17 protein-coding genes are annotated in these 21133 nt (G+C 59.8%); 12 read left to right on the top strand and 5 right to left on the bottom strand.

The features are described 5' to 3' along the window. Positions 1 to 263: 263 nt before the first annotated feature. The 5 genes from V5E99_RS19450 (at position 264) to V5E99_RS19470 (ending at position 8316) form a co-directional block, all read left to right on the top strand. A complete protein-coding gene (locus V5E99_RS19450) occupies positions 264 to 1712 on the top strand; it encodes a glyceraldehyde-3-phosphate dehydrogenase (protein ID WP_499803890.1) in 1449 nt (482 codons plus the stop codon). A 553-nt stretch (positions 1713 to 2265) separates the two neighbouring features. Continuing rightward, on the top strand, positions 2266 to 3471 hold the full coding sequence (locus tag V5E99_RS19455) for an HlyD family secretion protein (RefSeq protein WP_499803891.1): 1206 nt from the start codon (positions 2266 to 2268) through the stop codon (positions 3469 to 3471). Further along, a complete protein-coding gene (locus V5E99_RS19460; RefSeq protein WP_499803892.1) occupies positions 3468 to 4712 on the top strand; it encodes a hypothetical protein in 1245 nt (414 codons plus the stop codon). The genes V5E99_RS19455 and V5E99_RS19460 overlap by 4 nt, the downstream gene beginning before the upstream one ends. 1 nt (position 4713) lies before the next feature. Further along, positions 4714 to 6867 (top strand): glycosyltransferase family 2 protein, encoded by a 2154-nt coding sequence (locus tag V5E99_RS19465; RefSeq protein WP_499803893.1) that lies wholly within the window; start codon positions 4714 to 4716, stop codon positions 6865 to 6867. Between the two features lie 9 nt (positions 6868 to 6876). Beyond that, positions 6877 to 8316 (top strand): efflux transporter outer membrane subunit, encoded by a 1440-nt coding sequence (locus V5E99_RS19470; protein WP_499803894.1) that lies wholly within the window; start codon positions 6877 to 6879, stop codon positions 8314 to 8316. A gap of 69 nt (positions 8317 to 8385) precedes the next feature. Here the strand turns inward: V5E99_RS19470 and V5E99_RS19475 are convergent, their stop codons facing one another. Continuing rightward, on the bottom strand, positions 8386 to 9687 hold the full coding sequence (locus V5E99_RS19475) for an MFS transporter (protein WP_499803895.1): 1302 nt from the start codon (positions 9685 to 9687) through the stop codon (positions 8386 to 8388). 336 nt (positions 9688 to 10023) lie between these two features. On the opposite strand from V5E99_RS19475, the gene V5E99_RS19480 reads away from it, so the two are divergent. Both V5E99_RS19480 and sthA read left to right on the top strand, forming a co-directional pair. Then, positions 10024 to 11031 (top strand): FAD:protein FMN transferase, encoded by a 1008-nt coding sequence (locus V5E99_RS19480; RefSeq protein ID WP_499803896.1) that lies wholly within the window; start codon positions 10024 to 10026, stop codon positions 11029 to 11031. A 206-nt stretch (positions 11032 to 11237) separates the two neighbouring features. Beyond that, positions 11238 to 12632, top strand: a complete 1395-nt coding sequence (sthA, locus tag V5E99_RS19485) for a Si-specific NAD(P)(+) transhydrogenase (protein WP_499803897.1) — start codon at positions 11238 to 11240, stop codon at positions 12630 to 12632. Positions 12633 to 12674: 42 nt separating this feature from the next. Here the strand turns inward: sthA and V5E99_RS19490 are convergent, their stop codons facing one another. Further along, positions 12675 to 13397 (bottom strand): glycerophosphodiester phosphodiesterase, encoded by a 723-nt coding sequence (locus V5E99_RS19490; protein ID WP_123403413.1) that lies wholly within the window; start codon positions 13395 to 13397, stop codon positions 12675 to 12677. Between the two features lie 13 nt (positions 13398 to 13410). Next, on the bottom strand, positions 13411 to 13992 hold the full coding sequence (locus V5E99_RS19495) for a PilZ domain-containing protein (RefSeq protein WP_499803898.1): 582 nt from the start codon (positions 13990 to 13992) through the stop codon (positions 13411 to 13413). Between the two features lie 94 nt (positions 13993 to 14086). On the opposite strand from V5E99_RS19495, the gene V5E99_RS19500 reads away from it, so the two are divergent. The 3 genes from V5E99_RS19500 (at position 14087) to V5E99_RS19510 (ending at position 17336) form a co-directional block, all read left to right on the top strand. After that, entirely contained in the window at positions 14087 to 15337 is a 1251-nt protein-coding gene (locus V5E99_RS19500; RefSeq protein ID WP_499803899.1) for a lipoprotein-releasing ABC transporter permease subunit, read from the top strand. 7 nt (positions 15338 to 15344) lie between these two features. Beyond that, positions 15345 to 16028, top strand: coding sequence for a lipoprotein-releasing ABC transporter ATP-binding protein LolD (gene lolD / locus V5E99_RS19505; RefSeq protein WP_499803900.1), 684 nt, complete (start codon positions 15345 to 15347; stop codon positions 16026 to 16028). Between the two features lie 63 nt (positions 16029 to 16091). Next, complete coding sequence (locus V5E99_RS19510; protein WP_499803901.1) at positions 16092 to 17336, top strand: lipoprotein-releasing ABC transporter permease subunit; 1245 nt, start codon at positions 16092 to 16094, stop codon at positions 17334 to 17336. A 106-nt stretch (positions 17337 to 17442) separates the two neighbouring features. Here the strand turns inward: V5E99_RS19510 and V5E99_RS19515 are convergent, their stop codons facing one another. Beyond that, on the bottom strand, positions 17443 to 18792 hold the full coding sequence (locus V5E99_RS19515) for a heavy metal sensor histidine kinase (protein WP_499803902.1): 1350 nt from the start codon (positions 18790 to 18792) through the stop codon (positions 17443 to 17445). Continuing rightward, on the bottom strand, positions 18792 to 19472 hold the full coding sequence (locus V5E99_RS19520; RefSeq protein ID WP_499803903.1) for a heavy metal response regulator transcription factor: 681 nt from the start codon (positions 19470 to 19472) through the stop codon (positions 18792 to 18794). Before V5E99_RS19520 ends, V5E99_RS19515 begins: the two co-directional genes overlap by 1 nt. Before the next feature lie 155 nt (positions 19473 to 19627). On the opposite strand from V5E99_RS19520, the gene copI reads away from it, so the two are divergent. After that, positions 19628 to 20149: a copper-resistant cuproprotein CopI gene (gene copI, locus V5E99_RS19525; protein WP_499803904.1), complete on the top strand. Its 522-nt coding sequence runs from the start codon at positions 19628 to 19630 to the stop codon at positions 20147 to 20149. A gap of 61 nt (positions 20150 to 20210) precedes the next feature. Next, positions 20211 to 21041 (top strand): NADPH-dependent 7-cyano-7-deazaguanine reductase QueF, encoded by an 831-nt coding sequence (queF, locus tag V5E99_RS19530; RefSeq protein ID WP_499803905.1) that lies wholly within the window; start codon positions 20211 to 20213, stop codon positions 21039 to 21041. Positions 21042 to 21133 lie beyond the last annotated feature (92 nt).

Raw genomic sequence — 21133 nt, forward strand, 5'->3', positions numbered from 1 at the left:
AAAATCGAGCGGTTTTTTAGTGAAAATTGCCGATTATGTAGTGGGAAAACGAGCTGGTGTTTCGGATGGTTACGGACAAGTCCTAACGCTCATCAAAAAATTGACGAGTCTGGAAGCCCCGGTTTTACTGGGCTTCAGCGCGGTGTAATTTTTTTGAACGGAATTTTGTTACGGCTCGTACGACAGGCGCGCATTGCTACGAGAGGCACTCGGCGGCATAATGTAGCCCCTTTTTTCTGCCCCTACATATGTGGAAGGTTCCCGTGACTCAGAAGCCCGACCAGTGTCTTGGTGAATGGATCGACCGTGAAGCACTCGCAGAAGCGATGATTCCGCTTATCGGTCAGCTCTACCGCAATAACAACGTGGTGAGCTCGATCTATGGCCGCAGCCTGATCAATCGTTCAGTCATTGCGATTCTCAAAGCCCACCGCTTTGCTCGCCATCGCCAGTCCGACGACAGCGAACTGTCCGTCCACGAAACATTCCCCCTGCTCAAAGCCATGAGCGAGCTCAAGCTTGGCGCCGCTTCGGTTGACCTGGGCAAGCTGGCGGTCAAATTCAAGACCGAAGGCAATGGCCGTACTGCCGAGCAGTTCGTCCGTGAAGAACTGGCCGACGTGGTTGGTCAGCAAAACGTTTCCGCTCGCAAAGGCACCGACGTTGTCCTGTACGGCTTCGGTCGTATCGGCCGCCTGCTGGCGCGCATCCTGATCGAGAAAACCGGTGGTGGCGACGGCCTGCGTCTGCGCGCCATCGTGGTTCGCAAGGGCGCCGAGAATGACCTGGTCAAACGTGCCAGCCTGCTGCGTCGCGATTCGGTCCATGGTCCGTTCGATGGCACCATCACCATTGATGAAGCCAACAACACCATCACCGCCAACGGCAACCTGATCCAGGTTATCTACGCGAAGAACCCGACTGAAGTGGATTACACCCAGTACGGCATCAAAGACGCGCTGCTGGTGGACAACACCGGTGTTTGGCGTGACGCCGAGGGCCTGGGCCAGCATCTGTCCTGCCCGGGTATCGACCGCGTTGTGTTGACCGCGCCTGGTAAAGGCAAGCTGAAGAATATCGTTCACGGCATCAACCACGGCGAAATCACCGCTGACGACAAAATCGTTTCGGCCGCTTCCTGCACCACCAACGCCATCGTGCCGGTGCTGAAGGCTGTCAACGACAAGTTCGGCATCGTCAACGGTCACGTTGAAACGGTTCACTCGTACACCAACGACCAGAACCTGATCGACAACTTCCACAAGGGCGATCGTCGTGGCCGTAGCGCCGCGCTGAACATGGTGATCACCGAGACCGGTGCTGCCACCGCTGCTGCCAAGGCATTGCCAGAGCTGGCCGGCAAGTTGACCGGTAACGCGATCCGCGTTCCGACGCCTAACGTGTCGATGGCCATTCTCAACCTGAACCTTGAGAAAGCCGCCACCCGCGAAGAGATGAACGAGTACCTGCGCTACATGGCGCTGCACTCCGATCTGCATAAGCAAATCGACTACGTCAATTCTCAGGAAGTAGTGTCCACCGACTTCGTTGGCTCGCGCCACGCCGGTGTTGTGGACGCGGAAGCGACCATCACCCAAGACAACCGCGTTGTTCTGTACGTTTGGTACGACAACGAATTCGGTTACAGCTGCCAGGTGGTTCGCGTGATGGAAGACATGGCCGGTGTAAACCCGCCAGCCTTCCCGCGCTAAGCCTTAGCCGCACATGAAACGCCCCGACTTCGGTCGGGGCGTTTTTGTTTGTGGTCTATTTATATCTTTTTAATCTTTCCAACTGTGTACTCAGAATTATCTCAGAACAGATACAAAGTTCCGTGCTGCCATTAAATATAAAAACAGTCATTAAAATAAACAGTTGAAGCGCTAATGCGGCTTATTGGTTGGAACGGATCCAATATGCGCGGTGATCTATATTTGGCGCCATTTATTTGTACTATCCAAATGCTTGACAGTCTCAACTACTGAACCTAGTGTCGCCAATGACAGCGCCCGCTCTGCCACGGGTGTTAGAAAGATCCTGATCGTTGCGCCGTATATAACCTTCCAAAAAGACAGGAATCTCATTCCTGCTCACATCACTATAAATCCAGATAAAACAGCGTCGGCTTAGTTGCCGTCCATTGCACTTGTTCGTTCTTGTTCACCCTGCCAGATGTATTTCGCGGTCATGGCCTGCTATTGCCTGACTGTTATGCAATACGGGCTATGGCCATCTGTGTTCATGGGTCTATCGGGAGAGTCGAACATGGCTGAAGAACGCTCAAAGTTGTTGTCGCTGTTACCTCGCCTGGTGGGTTTGGGCGTCCTGGGGTTTATTGTCTGGTTGCTGTTATCGACGTTACTGCTGCCGTTGTTATCGGCCTCGGCAACCCGGGCGATTTTGAATGCGCCGGTGATATTGCTGACCACACCGATTGATGGCGTCGTCAGCACGTTGGACGTCAAACCCGGCACAACCTTCGTCCAGGGCCAGAAAATCGCCGTGGTGGAAAATCCCCGAGCCAATCAAGAGACCTTGCTCACCCTGCAAACCCGACGCCTGACGCTGGAGCAGCAGCTGTCGTCTTCCGCCAGCCAAGCCGAGCACGATCAGCAGTATTACGAGGCGCTGGAGCGAACCAGTCAGCAGTACCAAACCGCTTTCCACACCCGGCAGCTCTTCACTCAAAAAGCCCTGAAAGCTGAAAGCAGCGCGGCCAATGCTCGGTTAATGGATGCGCAGGAAACCGTCGAGCGCAATCTCGATTTGTTCACCCAGGGCGCGGTCAGTGGCGCGGTTGTGGCGTCATCGAAAGCGCAACTGGCGTCGTTGCAGGGCGCGGCGGAGTCGGTGCGTTCGCAGTTACGGATCAATGACGGCGATGTCAGCGCCGCCAACAAACAGGTTTACCTGGACCCCGATCAACTGCGCATGTTCGATCTCAGCGCGCAAATGACCACCCTCAAACTCAGCCTCGACAATCAGGCGCGCAACCGGGCGACCTATCAGCGTGAACTCGACAACCTCAATCAACTGATCGAAACCGAACAGAACCGGGTCAAGTTGATGGCCGGTTATGACGTGGTGGCGTATTCGCCGGGCACTGTTCAGGAGTTGCTGGCACCCCAGGGCACGCTGGTGCAGGCCGGATCGACCCTGCTGCGCGCCACCGATTGCGGGCAGAGTTATGTGATCGCGGTGTTCCCCGAACGCATGGCCAGCAAGATTGACCGCGACAGCGTGCTCACGGTGAAAATCCGTGGTCTGGCCGAACCGCTCAAGGCCAGCGTGGTGCAGTTGCTGTCCAGCGCGTCGGACATTCGCGCCAACAGCTACAGCGTGCCATTTCCGTATGCCGAGCAAAATTCGGTGTATGTGGTGGGCACCTTTGCCGCCGACCTGACCGACGCTCAACGGGCCATGACCTGCAACCCCGGGTTGTGGGCGAGTGCCGAGGTGTCGCGGCCATGAACCGGGTTTTCCAAGGCTTGGTCGGCGCGATGCTGATGGTTAGCGGGGCTTCGGCACTGGCCGCCCAGGCCCGGCCGCAACTGGTGGCGATGACGTGTGCGGCGCTGGATAGAGCAGTTGCGTCGGAGCCGGCCGGCCCGGTGCTGGTGGCCAGTTATCCGCCACTCAATGGTCAGCCGGCACCGATTCTGGCCTTGCGCGGGGTCGCGTTCACTTACGACAACGCCCTGGCCAGCATCGCCCTGTTTGCCTGCGGCAAGGTCGAATCGGCGCGCAGGATTGCCGATGCGCTGGCCTTCGCCACGAACCACGATCCCGAATACCAGGACGGGCGCTTGCGCAATGCCTACGCCGCCGGGCCGGTCGGTACGGCACCGATGAAACTGCCGGGTTACTGGAGCACCGAACGCAATGCCTGGAATCAGGACGCCTATCAAGTCAGTAGCGCCACCGGCAATCAGGCCTGGGCTGCGTTGGCATTGCTGGAGGCGTTTCGCCAAAGCGGCGAGGCGTCTTACCTGGAAGCCGCGCGAAAAGTCCTGCACTGGTCAGAGAAAAATACCTACGACGGCCAATCCCCGGCCGGCTTCAGCGGCGGCTACTACGGCTACTTTGAGAAACAGACCCAGCAGAACTGGAAATCCACCGAGCACAATGTCGATTTGGCGGCAGCCTGGACCGCCCTCAATGCCGTGGCACCGGATCAGGATTCGGCTCGGCAGGCGCAGATTGCCCGGCAATTTGTCGCCAGCCAGTGGGATAGCGGGGAAGGGCGCTTCCTGATCGGCACCGGGGCGGACGGGCAGACATCTGACCGCGTGCGCTCGGGGCTGGACGCGCAGATCTGGCCATTGATTGCCTTGCACGATCCGCCCAAGGATTGGCGGCGGGTGTTCGCGTTTATCGATCATGCGCACCGGGCGGGCGATGGCTACGGTTTCAACCGCGACCCCGACGGGTTATGGACCGAAGGCACCGCCCAGGCGGCCGCCGTCGCACAATTGAGCGGTTTGAGCGACAAGGCTCAGCCGCTGTGGAGCGTGTTGCTCGCGCAAGAGGCGGGCAACGGTTGGCTGTTTGCAACCCCGGCACCGCGCATCAGTACCGGGCTGGCCATAGGCCCGGACTCCGTCACCAACGACTTCTTTTATTACCACCTGCCTCACTTGGGCGCCACGGCGTGGGCGGCGATTGCGGCCACCGGCGTCAATCCCTTTACCGGTTCGCTAGAGGCTGACTGACATGCAGGCACTGGACTCGTTGCAACTGCTGCAAATCAATTTCTGGACGCTGGCGGTGGTGGTGCTGTTCACCTGCCTGACTCACCGGGACCAATGGGCCGCCCGCGCAGGGTTCGGCGCCGTCACCGCGTTGTTGCTGGTCAACTACGCGGCGTGGCGAATCCGCGACACCTTGCCCGATGGCCATTCCGGTTTCGCCACGGTTTGGGCCTACACCTTCCTGTTCTTCGAAATGCTGGCGATCGGCTACACGCTGTTTTCCATCATCGTCATGCTTTGTCGTTCGGATCACCGCCAGGACGCCGATGCCGGCGAACGGCGGTTGCGTGCCCAGGGCCGCAACGTGCCAGCGGTGGATGTGTTTATCGCGACCTACAACGAAGGCCTGGAAATCCTCGAAAAAACCATCATTGCCGCCCAGGCCATCGACTACCCGAATTTCACCATTTGGGTGCTCGATGACACCCGCCGCGACTGGTTGCGCGACTACTGCGCCGAGGTCGGTGTGCAGTACGCTCGGCGTCCGGACAATTCCCACGCCAAGGCCGGCAACTTGAACAACGGTTTGCGTCAGTCGGCGGCCGGCAGCAATGCGCCGTACATTCTGGTGCTGGACGCCGATTTCGCGCCGCAACAGCCGATCCTGATGCGCACTCTGGGCCTCTTCGATGACCCGAAAGTCGGCCTGGTGCAGACGCCGCAGTTCTACTACAACCCCGATCCGATCCAGCACAACCTCGGCACGTCGGCGTGCTGGGTCGATGAGCAACGGGTGTTTTTCGACGTGTTCCAGCCAGCCAAGGACGGGTGGGACGCGGCATTTTGTGTCGGCACGTCCTTCGTGGTGCGGCGAGATTTGATCACCGAGATTGGCGGTTTTCCTACAGGCTCGGTGTGCGAAGACATCTACACAACGTATCGATTGCTGCAAAAAGGCTATGTCACCCGTTGGCTGAATGAACGCCTGTCGATCGGTTTGTCCGCCGAAGGCCTGACCGAGTACATCAACCAGCGCGGGCGCTGGTGCCTGGGCACGATCCAGGTCGCACTGCTCAAGGACGGACCGCTGCGCGGCAGTGGCTACACGCTCAATGACCGCTTGCACTACATCCATGGCTTGATGCACTGGTTTTCCAAGCCGTTCATTTTGATGATGCTGGTGTCGCCGGTGCTGTACTGGTACTTCGGCATCGCCGGGTTCTACGCCAATCCAGTGGATTTCCTCGCCTTCGGCATGCCGGCACTGATCGCCTTTTGGGGCTACGGGACTTGGGTGACAGATCGACGGACCTTGCCGATTTTCACCGAAGTCACGCAGATCGTCGCCTCGCTGGCGGTCACGGCGACCATTGCCAGCGCCATGATCCGGCCATTCGGGCGCCCCTTCAAAGTCACCGCCAAAGGCCTCGACCGCTCGAAAACGATGGTGCACTGGAAGCTGTTCGGGTTCTTTTTTGCGCTGACGTTGTTCTCGCAAATCGGTGCTTACACCGCCATCAGCACCGCCGCCGCGTTCGACGGCAACATGATGTTCAACCTTTGCTGGACCGTGGTGGCGCTGGTCTACAACCTGGCGACGCTGGTGGCCTGTGTTGACCGGCCACGGCTGCACGGCGAGGAGCGTTTTCCGTTCGACAAGCCCACCGGTTTCCGTTTTGGCGGTAAGACGCTGGTGGGGCGCTTGAAGGATATTTCCCTCAGCGGCGCGTCGTTGACCTGTGCCTTTGCCTCCTCGATCAAACCCGGGTTGTGCGGCCAGGTGTGGATCAACCGGCTCGGTTGGCTGGACGTCGAAGTCATGCGCAATCACGGCGCCGATCAGTTGGGCCTGCGTTTCGTTGACCTCGACGAGCGCACGCGGCGGGCCTTGATTGCGCGGCTATTCAGCGATGCGACGATCAATGTGGTGAGCAAGGCCGAACCGGCGCTGGCCTTTGGCACCTTGCTGCAGCGAGCGTTGTTGGGCGAAAAAAACCATACGCCGCGTTTGCCTGCGCCCGCCAAGGAATCGTCCTACGTCCCGCTACCCCGTTGGCGGCCGGTGCTGGTGCGTTCCCACAAGCAGCCGCTGCCTCCGATCAGTGTGTCCAGGTCGTCCGGTGTGTGGACTTTGCTTCTTTCTCCGTTGCGAGCCTTGCTCGGCCAACGCTTGTAGGTGCGCGCCATGAACCGTTGCTTACCCACTTCCTGTTTCATGTCCTTGGTGTTGCTCGGCGGTTGTTCGCTGGAGCCCACTTACGAGAAACCCGATGCGCCGATCGACCAGCAATGGCCGGCCAACACCGCTGGACAGTGTTGTGTCGGCAAGCAGGCCTTCGATAAGGATTGGCGCGGTTTTGTCGTGGATGACCGACTGCGCCAGTTGATCGAACTGGCCCTGGTCAACAACCGCAGCCTGCGTCAGTTCGCGGCCGGCGTTGAAGAGGCGCGGGCCGGGTATGACAGTGCCGAGTCGGGGCTTTTTCCTACCATCGGTCTCAACACCTACGCAGGTCGCAGCAAGTTGCCGCCCCTGGTGCGTACGCCGGGTGGGGGCGACAGTGCCGGCAGTATCGCCAATACATTTCAGGCGACCGGCGGGTTTACGTCCTACGAGCTAGATTTTTTCGGGCGCATCCGCAGTCAGCGCAATGCGGCCGGGGCTCGGTTCGAGGCGTCCGAGGCGGATTATCAGACGGCGCGGCTGGCGTTAATCGGCGAAGTGGCCAGCACCTGGCTGAGCCTTAAGGCCAATCAGCATTTGCTCGATCTTGCGCAAACCACCTACCAATCCCAGGACCGCTACGGGCAGTTGTTGCGCAAGAGTTTCAACCTGGGCTCCAGTGCGCGGATCGACGTGCACCAGGCCGATGCGCAAACCAACACCGCTGCCGTGCAGGTCAACACTTACCGCATGCAAGTGGCGCAAAACATCAACGCGTTGCGGGTATTGGTCGGGCAGCCGGTGCCGGTGAGTTTGTTGCCGACCGGCGCGCTGGGGGAGCAATTGGCGACGCTGGATGTGCCGGCGGGTTTGCCTTCGACGCTGGTCGAGCGACGGCCCGACATCATGTCGGCCGAAGCCCAGTTACGTGCCGCCAACGCCGACATCGGCGCGGCGCGCAGTGCGTACTTTCCGACGTTTTCCCTGACTTCCGCCCTGGGCAGCCTGACCGGCGATTTTTCCCGGTTGCTCAGTGGTCCGGCGGAGTTCTGGTCGCTGGCATTGGCCGGGTCGATGCCGTTGATTGATGGCGGTGCGCGACGGGCACAAGTAGACGCCAGTCATGCGCGGTTCGATGGGCGGGCGGCGGCCTATGAGGCGACGGTGCAGAATGCTTTTCGCGAAGCCGCCGATGCGTTGAACGCCCGGGAGGAAATGCTCACGCAGGTGGAGTTCCAGAAAAAACTGGTGGGGGATTATCAAGAGGCCTATCGGCAATCGCGCTTGCGGTTTGAGGCGGGGCTCGACAGTTATTTTTCCACCATGGACGCCCAGCGCTCGCTGTTCGATGCGCAGCAGAAATGGGCGCAACTGGAGCTGGCGCGGGAGATCAATCAGGTGACGTTGTACAAGGCGTTGGGTGGGGGGTGGAGTCAGTCGTTGAAGGTGGTGAATCGGTGATGGGGGCTGTGGGAATTATCGCGGGCAAGCCTTGCTCCTACGGGAGTGAGGCTTGCCCGCGAAGGCGATTTATCGAGTGCCGCCGACCACGGCAGCCTGCGCAGTACGCAATTCATGCCGGTTGCCACGGAACAACACCAGCGTCGCGATCAACCCCAGGATTGCCGCACCGCTGAGCCAGATCCCCGGCGCAGCCTTGTTGTCCAGCACATGGATCAAATAGGTGCACGCCGCCGGCGTGAAACCACCGAAGGTCGCGGTCGCCAGGCTGTAGGCCAACGAGAAACCGGTTGTACGAACTTCTACCGGCATGATCTCGGTCAGGGCCACCACCATGGCGCCGTTGTACGAGCCATACAGGAACGACAACCACAACTCGACGATCAGCAAGTGACTGAAGCTCGGGTTGGCCACCAGCCACGACAGGGCTGGATAAGCGGTGAGGATAGCCAGAATGGTCGCCGCCAGCAGTAGGGGTTTGCGCCCGATCTTGTCGGAAAGTGCACCCATCACCGGCAGCCAGAAGAAGTTCGACAGGCCGATGCACACGGTCACCAGCAACGCATCAAAATCCGACAAGTGCAGCTCGGCTTTGCCGAAGGTCGGGGTGTAAGCGGTGATCAGGTAAAACGACACCGTGGTCATGACCACCAGCGCCATGCCGGCGAGGACGATGCCAAAGTTCTGGCCGATCGAACGGACAATTTCCTGCAGGGTAGGGCGATGTTTGCGCGCCTGGAATTCCGGGGTTTCTTCCAGGGAGCGACGAATCACGAAGATCACCGGCACGATCATGCAGCCGATCAGGAACGGCACGCGCCAGCCCCAGTCACCCATTTGTTCCGGGCTGAGCCAGTGATTCAAGCCCACGCCGAGCAAACCGGCGAAAACCACCGCTGCTTGTTGGCTGGCGGACTGCCAACTGACGAAGAAGCCTTTGCGGCCCGGGGTAGCAATCTCGGCCAGGTAGACCGACACACCGCCCAGTTCGACGCCCGCCGAAAAGCCTTGCAACAATCGCCCAAACAGCACGATCAGCGGCGCGGCCACGCCCAATGTCGCGTAACCCGGCACACAGGCAATCAGCACCGTACCGGCGGCCATCAAGGCGAGGGTGATGATCAGCCCTTTGCGACGACCATGGCGGTCGATGTAGGCGCCGAGGAAAATCGCACCCAGCGGACGCATCAGGAACCCGGCACCGAAGGTGGCCAGGGACAGCATCAGGGAAGCGAAGGCGCTGTCGGTCGGGAAGAAGGTCTTGGCAATGGCCGTGGCGTAAAAGCCATAGACCATGAAGTCGAACATCTCAAGAAAATTACCGCTGACAACGCGAAAGATCGCTTTGCCTTTGCCCGTATTCGAGGACATTTGAACGCACTCACTTTGGCTGTCTTATTGGAAATCCCTGGTCTTGACGCTTCCTGGCTGTCGGCTTCAAGCACGCAGGCACGCACCGAACAGTTTTGTAACGATATGTGTATGAGTTAGCGTAGGCAACAATTAGTTAGCTTGCTGCTTAAACGTTAAAGCCATTACGCGGCACGAATATAGAGATGAAGCGAATTAGACCCCTGTAGGAACGAGGCTTGCCCGCGAAGGCGGTGTGTCAGATTGGCCGCCTTCGCGGGCAAGCCTCGCTCCTGCAGGTATTGCATAATGGCCGGCACTGGCGTTGTGTCAGAGGGGGCAGGGGAAGTGAGATTGTTGAAGAAGGGGGTTGTCCTGCTGCTGTTCGTTGCCCTGGCAGGCTGCGGCAACGGCGATTCGATGGAAAGTTTCGGCGGCCCAACCATGGGCAGCACCTATTCGATCAAGTACCTGCGCCACGCCGGTTTGCCCGGCCCGAAAGAAGTGCAGGCTGAGGTCGAGAAAATTCTCGGCGACGTTGACCGGCAAATGTCCACTTACCGCAACGATTCGGACATCGAGCGTTTCAACGATCTGCCCGCCAATCGCTGTCAGACCATGCCCGCACCAATCCTCGAATTGGTCCGCGTCGGCGAACAACTGTCGCTGAAAAGCGAAGGTTCCTACGACCTGACGGTTGAACCGCTGATGAACCTCTGGGGTTTCGGCCCGCAAGGACGCGAAGAAAAAGTCCCGAGTGCCGAGAAACTGGCCGAGGCGATGCAGCGAGTTGGCTACACGCACCTGCGTATCGACGGCGATCAGTTGTGCAAGGACGCGGCGGTCGAGGTCGATTTCAACAGCATCGCCGCCGGTTACTCGGTAGACACCATCGCCGCCAGGCTCGAAGCGCTAGGCATCCATAACTACCTCGCCGAAGCCACTGGCGAGCTCAAGGCGGCCGGCAAGAAGCTCGACGGTTCACCGTGGAAAATTGCCCTCGAAGAACCCCGGGACGATCAGCAAGTGGCTGAGCTCATCATCAATGTCGACGGCTACGGCGTGTCCACGTCCGGCGACTACCGCAACTATTTTGAGCAGGGTGGCCGGCGTTATTCCCACACGTTCGATGCCCGCAGCGGGGCGCCGATCACCCACAAACTCGCCTCCGTCACGGTGATTAATCCTTCAACGCTGATGGCCGACGGGCTATCGACGCTGTTGCTGATTCTCGGCCCTGAACGGGGGTGGGACTACGCGCAAAAACACAACATCGGTGCATTCTTTGTGATTCGTGCCGATACAGGTTTTGTCACACGGACCAATCAGGCTTTTGAACGCCTCAGCGGCGGCAAAACCGAATGATTGCGGCGATTCGAGCATTGAAGACTGGCGTTGTAGTGCAGGCAAAAGTAGCCTACGACGCGACCAAGGGTTAATGTGCGCGGCGTTGACGCTTCTATAGACTGTGTCCGGGTTCGAATTGACCCCAAATTGTTCCTTCACGCCGCAGATCGGCGTGATTTAGCCGCCGGTGCCGAGGGCGCCGCGGCCTGTTCTGAGGAGTATGCATGGCTGTCTACAACTACGACGTGGTGGTATTGGGTTCCGGCCCGGCGGGAGAAGGTGCGGCAATGAACGCCGCCAAAGCAGGACGCAAAGTGGCAATGGTCGACAGCCGTCGCCAGGTCGGCGGCAACTGCACCCACTTGGGTACCATCCCGTCCAAGGCACTGCGTCACTCGGTCCGGCAGATCATGCAGTTCAACACCAACCCGATGTTCCGGGCCATTGGTGAGCCGCGTTGGTTCTCGTTCCCGGACGTGCTGAAAAGCGCTGAAAAAGTCATTTCCAAACAAGTCGCATCGCGCACCGGCTACTACGCCCGTAACCGCGTTGACGTGTTCTTCGGCACCGGCAGCTTCGCCGACGAGCAAACCATCGAAGTGGTCTGCGCCAACGGCGTGGTCGAAAAACTGGTGGCCAAGCACATCATCATTGCCACCGGCTCGCGTCCTTATCGCCCGGCGGACATCGATTTCCATCACCCGCGTATCTACGATAGCGACACCATCCTCAGCCTCGGCCACACCCCGCGCAAACTCATCGTTTACGGCGCTGGCGTGATCGGCTGCGAATACGCTTCGATCTTCAGCGGTCTGGGCGTGCTGGTTGAATTGGTGGACAACCGCGGTCAGTTGCTGAGCTTCCTGGACTCGGAAATTTCCCAGGCCCTGAGCTATCACTTCAGCAACAACAACATCACGGTTCGCCACAACGAAGACTACGACCGCGTCGAAGGCGTGGACAACGGCGTGATCCTGCACCTCAAGTCCGGCAAGAAGATCAAGGCCGACGCCTTGCTCTGGTGCAACGGCCGGACCGGTAACACCGACGCACTGGGCATGGAAAACATCGGCGTGAAGGTCAACAGCCGTGGCCAGATCGAAGTCGACGAAGCCTATCGCACCTGCGTCCCGAACATTTACGGTGCCGGTGACGTGATCGGCTGGCCGAGCCTGGCCAGTGCCGCCCACGACCAGGGCCGTTCGGCCGCTGGCAGCATCGTTGATAACGGTAGCTGGCGCTTTGTGAATGACGTGCCGACCGGCATCTATACCATTCCGGAGATCAGCTCGATCGGCAAGAACGAGCAGGAGCTGACCCAGGCCAAAGTACCTTACGAAGTGGGCAAGGCGTTCTTCAAGAGCATGGCGCGTGCACAGATCGCCGGCGAGCCTCAGGGCATGCTGAAGATCCTGTTCCACCGCGAGACCCTGGAAGTGCTGGGCGTTCACTGCTTCGGTTATCAGGCGTCGGAGATTGTTCACATCGGCCAGGCGATCATGAACCAGCCAGGCGAACTGAACACCCTCAAGTACTTCGTTAACACGACGTTCAACTACCCGACCATGGCCGAAGCCTATCGGGTAGCGGCGTACGATGGCCTCAACCGGCTTTTTTGAGCGGCTCCGGCCGGTGGCCTGAGCCGGCCGGGGAGACCGATTTCAGCAATTCTCGAGGGTGGCAGTGGCCAAACCGGGAAAGTCTGTAATCAGGCTGTCAACGCCGAAGTCGGCGAGTCTGCGCATTAGCGCGGGCTCGTTGACTGTCCATACCGACACATGCAGCCCCTGACGCTGCGCCTTCTGCAGGCGTTCCGGCGTGCACAGGGTCCAGTTCAGCGCCAGAATCTCACAGCCATAGCTTTGCGCGACCTTCAACGGGTCGAGCCAGGCGTACTCGGCCACCAATCCGCGGGACACGTCCGGCACCAGGTCCAGCGCGGCTTTCAACACTTCGCGAGAACTTGAGGTGATGGTCACCTTGTCGAGCAGGCCGTGACGTACTGCCATTTCACGAATCGCCAGTACGGTGGTTGCTGCGCGGGTGCGTGAAGCGCTTTTGACTTCCAGTTGCCAGTGCTCGAAATCGCATTTTTCGAACAATTCTTCCAGCGTCGGAATCGGGCACGGCTTGATCCAGCCCGGGCCGCCCTTGCGCGCGTCGTAGGTCACCAGATCCTTGGCGGTGTGCTCGACCACTTTGCCGCGCCGGTCGGTGGTGCGCTTGAGCGTCGGGTCGTGGATGACCATCAGTTCGCCGTCCATGGACAGGTGCAGGTCCAGTTCGCAACGGCGCACGCCGTGCTTGAGGCATTCCTGGAAACTGGTGAGGGTGTTTTCCGGTGCTTCGCCTTTGGCGCCGCGGTGGCCGTAGATGAGGGTCACGGTTCTTCCTTAATTAAATGCCTGATTCGTTTTGTTCGCGGGCCAAGCGTCGTTCCTGGGCCTGCTTTTGCAAGATGTAGCGGGCCAGCAATTGCCGCTGGGCATCGGTCGGGTACTCAAACTCGGTGCCGATGTCGTAGCCGTCGCCCTTGCGGTCGCAGTGGGTGACCTTGGCCCGGAGCAGCAGGCCCAGGGCTTGCGGCATCAGCACCAGTTTGACCGACAGGTGCGCGCCAGTGGCGATAGGCGTCGGGTGCTGAAAGTCGATGCCGCCTTCGGAGATGATCACCGGTTGCGGTTCACCGATATGCCCGAGCACAGTCAAGGCGACCACCTGGCTGAGCAAATCGATGCGTTTGTTCTGGGATTTCAGGAATGCCGCAATGGCGCGGTCGCGCTCACTGATCTGGCGCAACAGGTGCTGCGACTCGAATTCACTCAGGTGCAGTTCGCTGAGCAGGTTGAAGAGTGGGGAAGCATCCTGCAACACTTCCTGGCCTGCGGCTTCGGGAGCGGACAGGGTCCGAATTTCCAGTGCGATCGTGTCCTCGATACGGTAGTATTCGCGGCGATCTTCTTCATCTAATGTCGACATGGCGAACCCATGGTAGCGGCGGTGGTCTGAGTGTAAAGCTGGTTATCGACCCCCGCCACAAGGACGTTCCTTTTCCCTCCGAACAAGCCCCGACATGTTCAGACCTCTCTTCGTATTTATTGGCACGCGTTATACCCGTGCAAAGCGTCGCAATCATTTTGTGTCGTTCATTTCCCTGACTTCGATGATCGGGCTCGCCCTTGGCGTGGTCGTGATGATCGTCGTGCTGTCGGTGATGAACGGCTTCGATCATGAGATGCGCACCCGCGTGCTGGGCATGGTGCCCCACGCGACCATCGAGTCCGGTGAACCGATCAGCGACTGGCAAAGCCTGGCCGCCAAGGTCAAGCAGAACCCGCAGGTGACGGCCGTTGCGCCATTCACCCAGATGCAGGGGCTGCTGACCAACAACGGCAAGGTCTCCAAGGTGTTGCTCAATGCCATCGACCCTGCGCTGGAGCGCAACGTCTCGATCATTGATAACTTCATGCAGCAGGGCAAACTCGACGACCTGACCCCCGGCAGCTTCGGCATCGTCATCGGCGACAAGGCCGCCGCCAAGCTAGGTGCGTCTATCGGTGACAAGCTGACGTTCGTCGCGCCGGAAGTCACCGTGACCCCGGCCGGGATGTTTCCGCGCATGAAACGCTTCACCGTGGTCGGCATCTTCCATGTCGGTGCCGGCGAACTGGACGGTTACCTCGGCGTGACCAACCTGCAGGACCTGGCCAGGTTGCATCGCTGGAAGCCGGATCAGGTCCAGGGCCTGCGCCTGAAGTTCGATGACCTGTTCCAGGCGCCGCGCACGGCATGGAACATCGCCCAGCAACTTGGCGAAGACCATTACTACGCCCGCGACTGGACCCGCACCCACGGCAACCTGTATCAGGCGATCCGCATGGAAAAAGCCATGATCGGTCTGTTGCTGCTGCTGATTGTGGCCGTCGCGGCCTTCAACATCATCTCCACGCTGGTGATGGTGGTGAACGACAAGAAGGGCGACATCGCTATCCTGCGGACCCTGGGCTCCACGCCGGGGCAGATCATGGCGATCTTCATGGTCCAGGGCACGGTCATTGGTGTGATCGGCACGCTGATCGGCGCCGTGGTCGGGATCTTCGCCGCGCTGAACGTCAGCGCCGCGATCTCGGCCCTCGAAGGGCTGATCGGGCATAAATTCCTGAATGCCGACGTGTATTTCATTGATTACCTGCCGTCGCAAGTGCAGAGCCAGGACGTGTTGATGGTCTGCGCCGCCGCGTTGGTTCTGAGTTTCCTCGCCACCCTGTATCCAGCCTGGCGTGCCGCGCGCACCCAGCCTGCGGAGGCGCTACGTTATGAGTGAGTCGGGCATGAGTGATAAAGCAATCTTGAGCTGCCGTAACCTGGGCAAATCCTACGAGGAAGGCCCGGAGTCGGTAGAAGTATTGGCCGGTCTGCAACTGGAACTGCATCCCGGTGAGCGTGTGGCGATTGTCGGCACCTCGGGTTCGGGCAAAAGCACCTTGCTCAACCTGCTGGGCGGCCTCGATACGCCCACCAAGGGCAGCGTCTGGCTCGATGGCGAAGAGCTGTCGGCCCTGAGCGAGAAAAAGCGTGGCCTGCTGCGTAACCGTTCCCTAGGGTTTGTGTACCAGTTCCACCACTTGTTGCCGGAATTCACCGCGCTGGAAAACGTCTGCATGCCGCTGCTGATCGGCAAGACTGCGATCCCGGAAGCACGTCAGCGTGCCACCGCGTTGCTGGAGCGGGTAGGCCTGGGCCATCGTCTGGAGCACAAGCCGTCTGAGTTGTCCGGTGGCGAACGCCAGCGCGTGGCCATCGCCCGTGCCCTGGTGAACAAGCCAGGCCTGGTGATGCTCGACGAGCCGACCGGCAACCTCGACTCCCACACCGCCCAAGGCATTCAGGATTTGATGCTGGAACTCAGCACTTCGATGCGCACGGCGTTCCTGGTGGTGACTCACGACATGAACCTGGCCCGCCAGATGGACCGCGTCCTGCATTTGCAGGAAGGTCGCCTGACAGCCATCTGATCGGCCCAAACCCGATGCCTGAAAAGGCGTCGGGTCTTTTATTTTTATACGGTGCCCCAGCGAATGTTCAGACCGTTATCGATCTTTATCGGCGCGCGCTATACCCGCGCCAAGCGCCGCAATCGCTTTGTCTCCTTCATCTCGATGACCTCGATGATCGGCCTCGCCCTGGGCGTGCTGGCGATGATCGTGGTGCTGTCGGTGATGAATGGCTTCCAGCGCGAAATGAGCTCGCGCATCCTCGGCATGGTGCCCCACGCAACCATCGTCGGCGTGAACCCGATCGACGATTGGCAGCCAGTGGCCGCCGCCGCGATGAAAAATCCGGAAGTAACCGCCGCCGTGCCGTTCACCGAGATGGAAGGGATGCTCTCTTATAAAGGTTCGATGCAGCCGATCCAGGTCAGCGGCATCGACCCGGCGCAGGAAGGCAAAGTCTCCATCGTCGCGCAGCACATCGTTCAGGGTCGTCTCGATGACCTGAAACCTGGCGAGTTTGGCGTGGTGGTCGGTGAAATCACCGCGCGGCGCTTCCGCTTGAACGTCGGCGACAAGATCACCCTTATCGTGCCGGAAGTCAGCACTGCGCCGGGCGGCATTACCCCGCGCATGCAGCGGCTGAACGTGGTTGGCGTGTTCAAGGTCGGTGCCGAGCTGGATGGCTCGATGGCGCTGATCCATATGGCTGACGCGGCGCAGATGCAGCACTGGCAGCCGAATCAGGTGCAGAGCGTGCGTCTGGCGGTGAAGGATTTGTACGCGGCGCCGAAAGTATCGAACGACATCGCTACCGGCCTCGGTGCGGATTACAAGGCTGACGACTGGACCCATACCCAGGGCAGTCTGTTCAGTGCGATGAAAATGGAAAAAACCATGATTGGCCTGCTGTTGCTGATGATCGTCGCGGTGGCGGCGTTCAACATCATCGCGACCTTGATCATGGTGGTGAACGACAAGGGCGCGGACATCGCGATCCTGCGCACCATCGGCGCCACGCCACGGCAGATCATGGCGATCTTCATGGTGCAGGGCACCGTGATCGGGGTGGTCGGGACGTTGATCGGCGGCGTGCTCGGCGTGATTGCGGCGCTGAATGTCAGTGAGCTGGTGGGTTGGCTGGAGCGCGTCAGCGGCCAGCATATCTTCAGTTCGGACGTGTACTTCGTCAGCAACTTGCCTTCGGAACTGCAGGGCGGCGATGTGTTGTTGATTTGCTCCGCGGGTTTCATCCTGAGCTTTCTGGCGACGGTATATCCAGCGTGGCGAGCGGCGAAGATTGAGCCGGCTCACGCGTTGCGGTATTCATAAGGCGCTCCACCGCTTTCGCGAACAAGCCCGTTCCCACATCAGGTCTGAGTCAACTCGGTCAACTGTGGGAGCGGGCTTGCTTGCGAAGGGGCCGGACCTGCCGGCCTCAATTCCCCTTCGGTAACTCAATCACAAATCGCGTCCACCCATCAGCCGATTCGCAACGAATCTGCCCGCCATGGGCGCGGATGATCGACTGGGTAATCGCCAATCCTAACCCCGCATGTTCACTGCTGCCCTCCTGGCGCGCCGGATCGGCCCGATAAAAGCGGTCGAACAATCGCGGCAACAACGCTTCAGAAATCCCGTCTCCGCTGTTCTCAACCATCAGGCTCAAGCCTTTGGACTGCTCAATCACCCGCACCCGAACTTCACCGTTCGCCGGCGTGAACCGCAATGCATTGTCCAGCAAGTTGGAGAGCGCCCGACGCAACATGCTGCGGTCGCCCTCCATCGTCGCCGCGCCGTCACGGCTTAGCGTTACCTGCGCGTCCTCGGCCAATGGCGCAAAAAACTCCAGCAACAAATCCACTTCCGTTGCCAGCTCCAGCGGTTCGCGCTTGGGCATCAGCAAACCATGGTCAGCCTTGGCCAGGTACAACATGTCGTTGACCAGTTGCGCCATCCATTGCAGTTCTTCGAGGTTGCTGTGCAGCGCTTCGCGGTAATCCTCGATCGGGCGAGGGCGGGTGAGGGTGACTTGGGTGTGAGTCAGCAGGTTCGACAGTGGTGTGCGCAGTTCATGGGCGATGTCGGCGGAGAACGCCGAGAGCCGTTGAAAAGAGTCGTCGAGCCGTCCGAGCATGGCGTTGAAGCTGTGGGCCATTTCCGCCAGTTCCGGCGGCATGTTCTCTTCGGGCAATCGAGCGTTGAGCGAGTGTGCGGAAACGCCGCTGGCCACCGCACTCATCCGTCGCAAGGGTCGCAAACCGCTGCGCGCCGCCCAAGCCCCAAGCAGGGCGGTGGCCAGGGCCGAGAGGCCGACGGTCAGCCAGATCAGGTTTTGCATGCGTTGCAGGAAGTGCTGGTGATGGGTGATGTCCAGCAGCAGGGTCAGTTGCGGCGAGTCGGGTTTGTCGAGGTAAAGCGGCGCGTTCAGCACGCGATAGTCGGTGCCGTCGTTGCTCAGGGTCGATAGGCCCGGTTGTTGCGGTAGGTCCTTGGGTAGTCGAATGGAGCTGTCGTACCAGCGCTGGCCATCACTGCCGGTAATGCGCAGCGACAAATCCGCCTGGCGGCTCAGCTCGTCCTGCAGTTTGACTTCACTTTCACTGGACTTAATGTTCTGTAATGCCCGGCGCAAACCGATCAACTTACCGTCGAGTAACTGCTGATCGAGTTCAATAAAGTGCGCTTCGCTGGCGCGGCTGAACAACACCCCGGCAAACAGCGACACCACCGCCGTGCACGCCGCAAACAGCAGGGCCAGGCGATTACTTAATGATAGTCGGCGCATCAGGCGTCGCGCTCTTCAAGGACGTAACCCATGCCGCGCACGGTGTGGATCAGTTTGTGGGGGAAGTCATCGTCGATTTTCAGGCGCAGACGACGGATCGCCACTTCGATGACATTGGTGTCACTGTCGAAATTCATGTCCCACACCTGAGAGGCGATCAGCGATTTGGGCAGCACTTCACCTTGCCGGCGCAGGAGCATTTCCAACAGGGCGAATTCTTTGGCAGTCAGGTCAATGCGCTGGCCGCTGCGTTCGACCCGGCGGCGGATCAGGTCCAGGCGCAGATCGGCCAGTTGCAGGGAGGTTTCCTGGGGGGCGGCACTGCCACGGCGCAGCAGGCTGCGGACCCGGGCCAGCAATTCGGAAAACGCAAACGGCTTGACCAAGTAGTCGTCGGCGCCGAGTTCGAGGCCGTGAACCCGGTCCTCCACCGCGTCGCGGGCGGTCAGAAACAGGACCGGCGTGTCGAGGCCGGCGCCGCGTACCGCTTGCAGAATCTGCCAGCCATCGCGGCCGGGCAGCATCACGTCGAGGATCAACAGGGCGTAATCGCCGGTCAGCGCCAGTTGCTGGCCGGTGCTGCCGTCGGCCACCAATTCAGTATTGAACCCGGCCTCGGTCAGGCCCTGGCGCAGGTAATGGCCGGTTTTCGCTTGGTCTTCGACGATCAGCAGTTTCATGAATAGCTCTGTTTAAGTGGAACGAGCGCTTTATACCGTGGGTGGCCGAGACGCAGGCCAACCTGACAAAGTTGTAATCTGCCTGTCAGGTTGCGGGCAGGCGTGTCAGTTTAGAGTTTTCCACAGGCTGAACCTTATCTTGTTGGAGTACGACTATGTTTTTGCGCAATCGTCTGGTGCTGGCCGCGTGTCTGCTGGCGCTGGGTTCGCCGGTATGGGCTTCGCCCGCGCAGACCTATGACTTCGGTCAGCCAGCCCCGGCGGCCAAGGCCAGTCGCAGCATCGAAGTGGTGATGGGCGATATGTCGTTTGATCCGAAAGCCATCGATATCAAGGCCGGTGAGACGATTCGCTTTGTGCTGGTGAATAAAGGCCAGTTGCTGCACGAATTCAACCTCGGCGATGCAGCGATGCATGCCGCGCACCAGCAGGAAATGTTGAAGATGCAGCAGAGTGGAATGCTGACGCCTACAGCGATGAAGGAAATGGACCACGGCTCGATGGCCGGCATGGGCCATGGAATGAAGCATGACGACCCGAACAGCGTGCTGGTGCCGCCGGGTAAAACCGCCGAGCTGACCTGGACGTTCACCAAGGCCACCAGCTTGGAATTCGCCTGCAATATTCCCGGCCACTATCAGGCGGGCATGGTCGGCAAACTGACAGTCAGTCAGTAAGCGCTCAAAGGCCGGCGCAAAGGCTGGTAGAATCCGCTGATTCTTCAGTCAGGTTTCCGCCATGCATCCCGCAGCCGAACATTCGCCGCTGGGCAAATCCAGCGAATACATCGCCACTTACACGCCGTCCTTGCTGTTCCCTATCCCGCGTACCGCGAAATGGGCCGAGCTGGGGCTGACCGCGGACACCCTGCCGTATAAAGGCGTGGACTTCTGGAACTGCTTCGAACTGTCGTGGCTGTTGCCGTCGGGCAAACCCGTGGTGGCGATCGGTGAGTTCAGTATTCCGGCGGACTCGCCGAACATCATCGAATCCAAGTCGTTCAAGCTGTACCTCAACTCCCTGAACCAGACGCCGTTTGCCGACACCGCGAGCCTCGAAGCCACGCTGGTGAAAGACCTGTCGGCGGCGGCCGGCAAACCGGTCGGTGTGCGGATTCGCAGCTTGCGCGATGTTGAAGCGGAAGGCGTCGTGGCGTTGCCGGGTACGTGCATTGATGACCTGGACATCAGCGTCAGCAACTATGAACACCCGCGCCCGGAGCTGCTGCGTTGCGATGAGTCGCGCATTGTCGAGGAGAGCGTGCACAGCCATTTGCTCAAATCCAATTGCCCGGTTACTAGCCAGCCGGACTGGGGCAGCGTGGCGGTCGAGTACCGGGGCGCGGCGCTGGATCACGCGAGTTTGCTGGAGTACATCGTGAGTTTTCGTCAGCACTCGGACTTTCATGAGCAGTGTGTGGAGCGGATCTTCCTTGACCTGCAGCGGTTGCTGAAACCGGAGAAGTTGACGGTGTATGCGCGGTATGTGCGGCGTGGTGGGCTGGATATCAATCCGTATCGCAGTACTGAAGATGTGCAACTGCCGAATCACCGGTTGGTTCGCCAGTAACATCAAGATCAAAAGATCGCAGCCTTTGGCAGCTCCTATATGGGAATGCGTTTTCCTGTAGGCGCTGCCGAAGGCTGCGATCTTTTGATGTC

The sequence above is a fragment of the Janthinobacterium sp. LPB2021202312-11-4 genome, from assembly GCF_037049705.1.
GTDB lineage: Bacteria > Pseudomonadota > Gammaproteobacteria > Pseudomonadales > Pseudomonadaceae > Aquipseudomonas.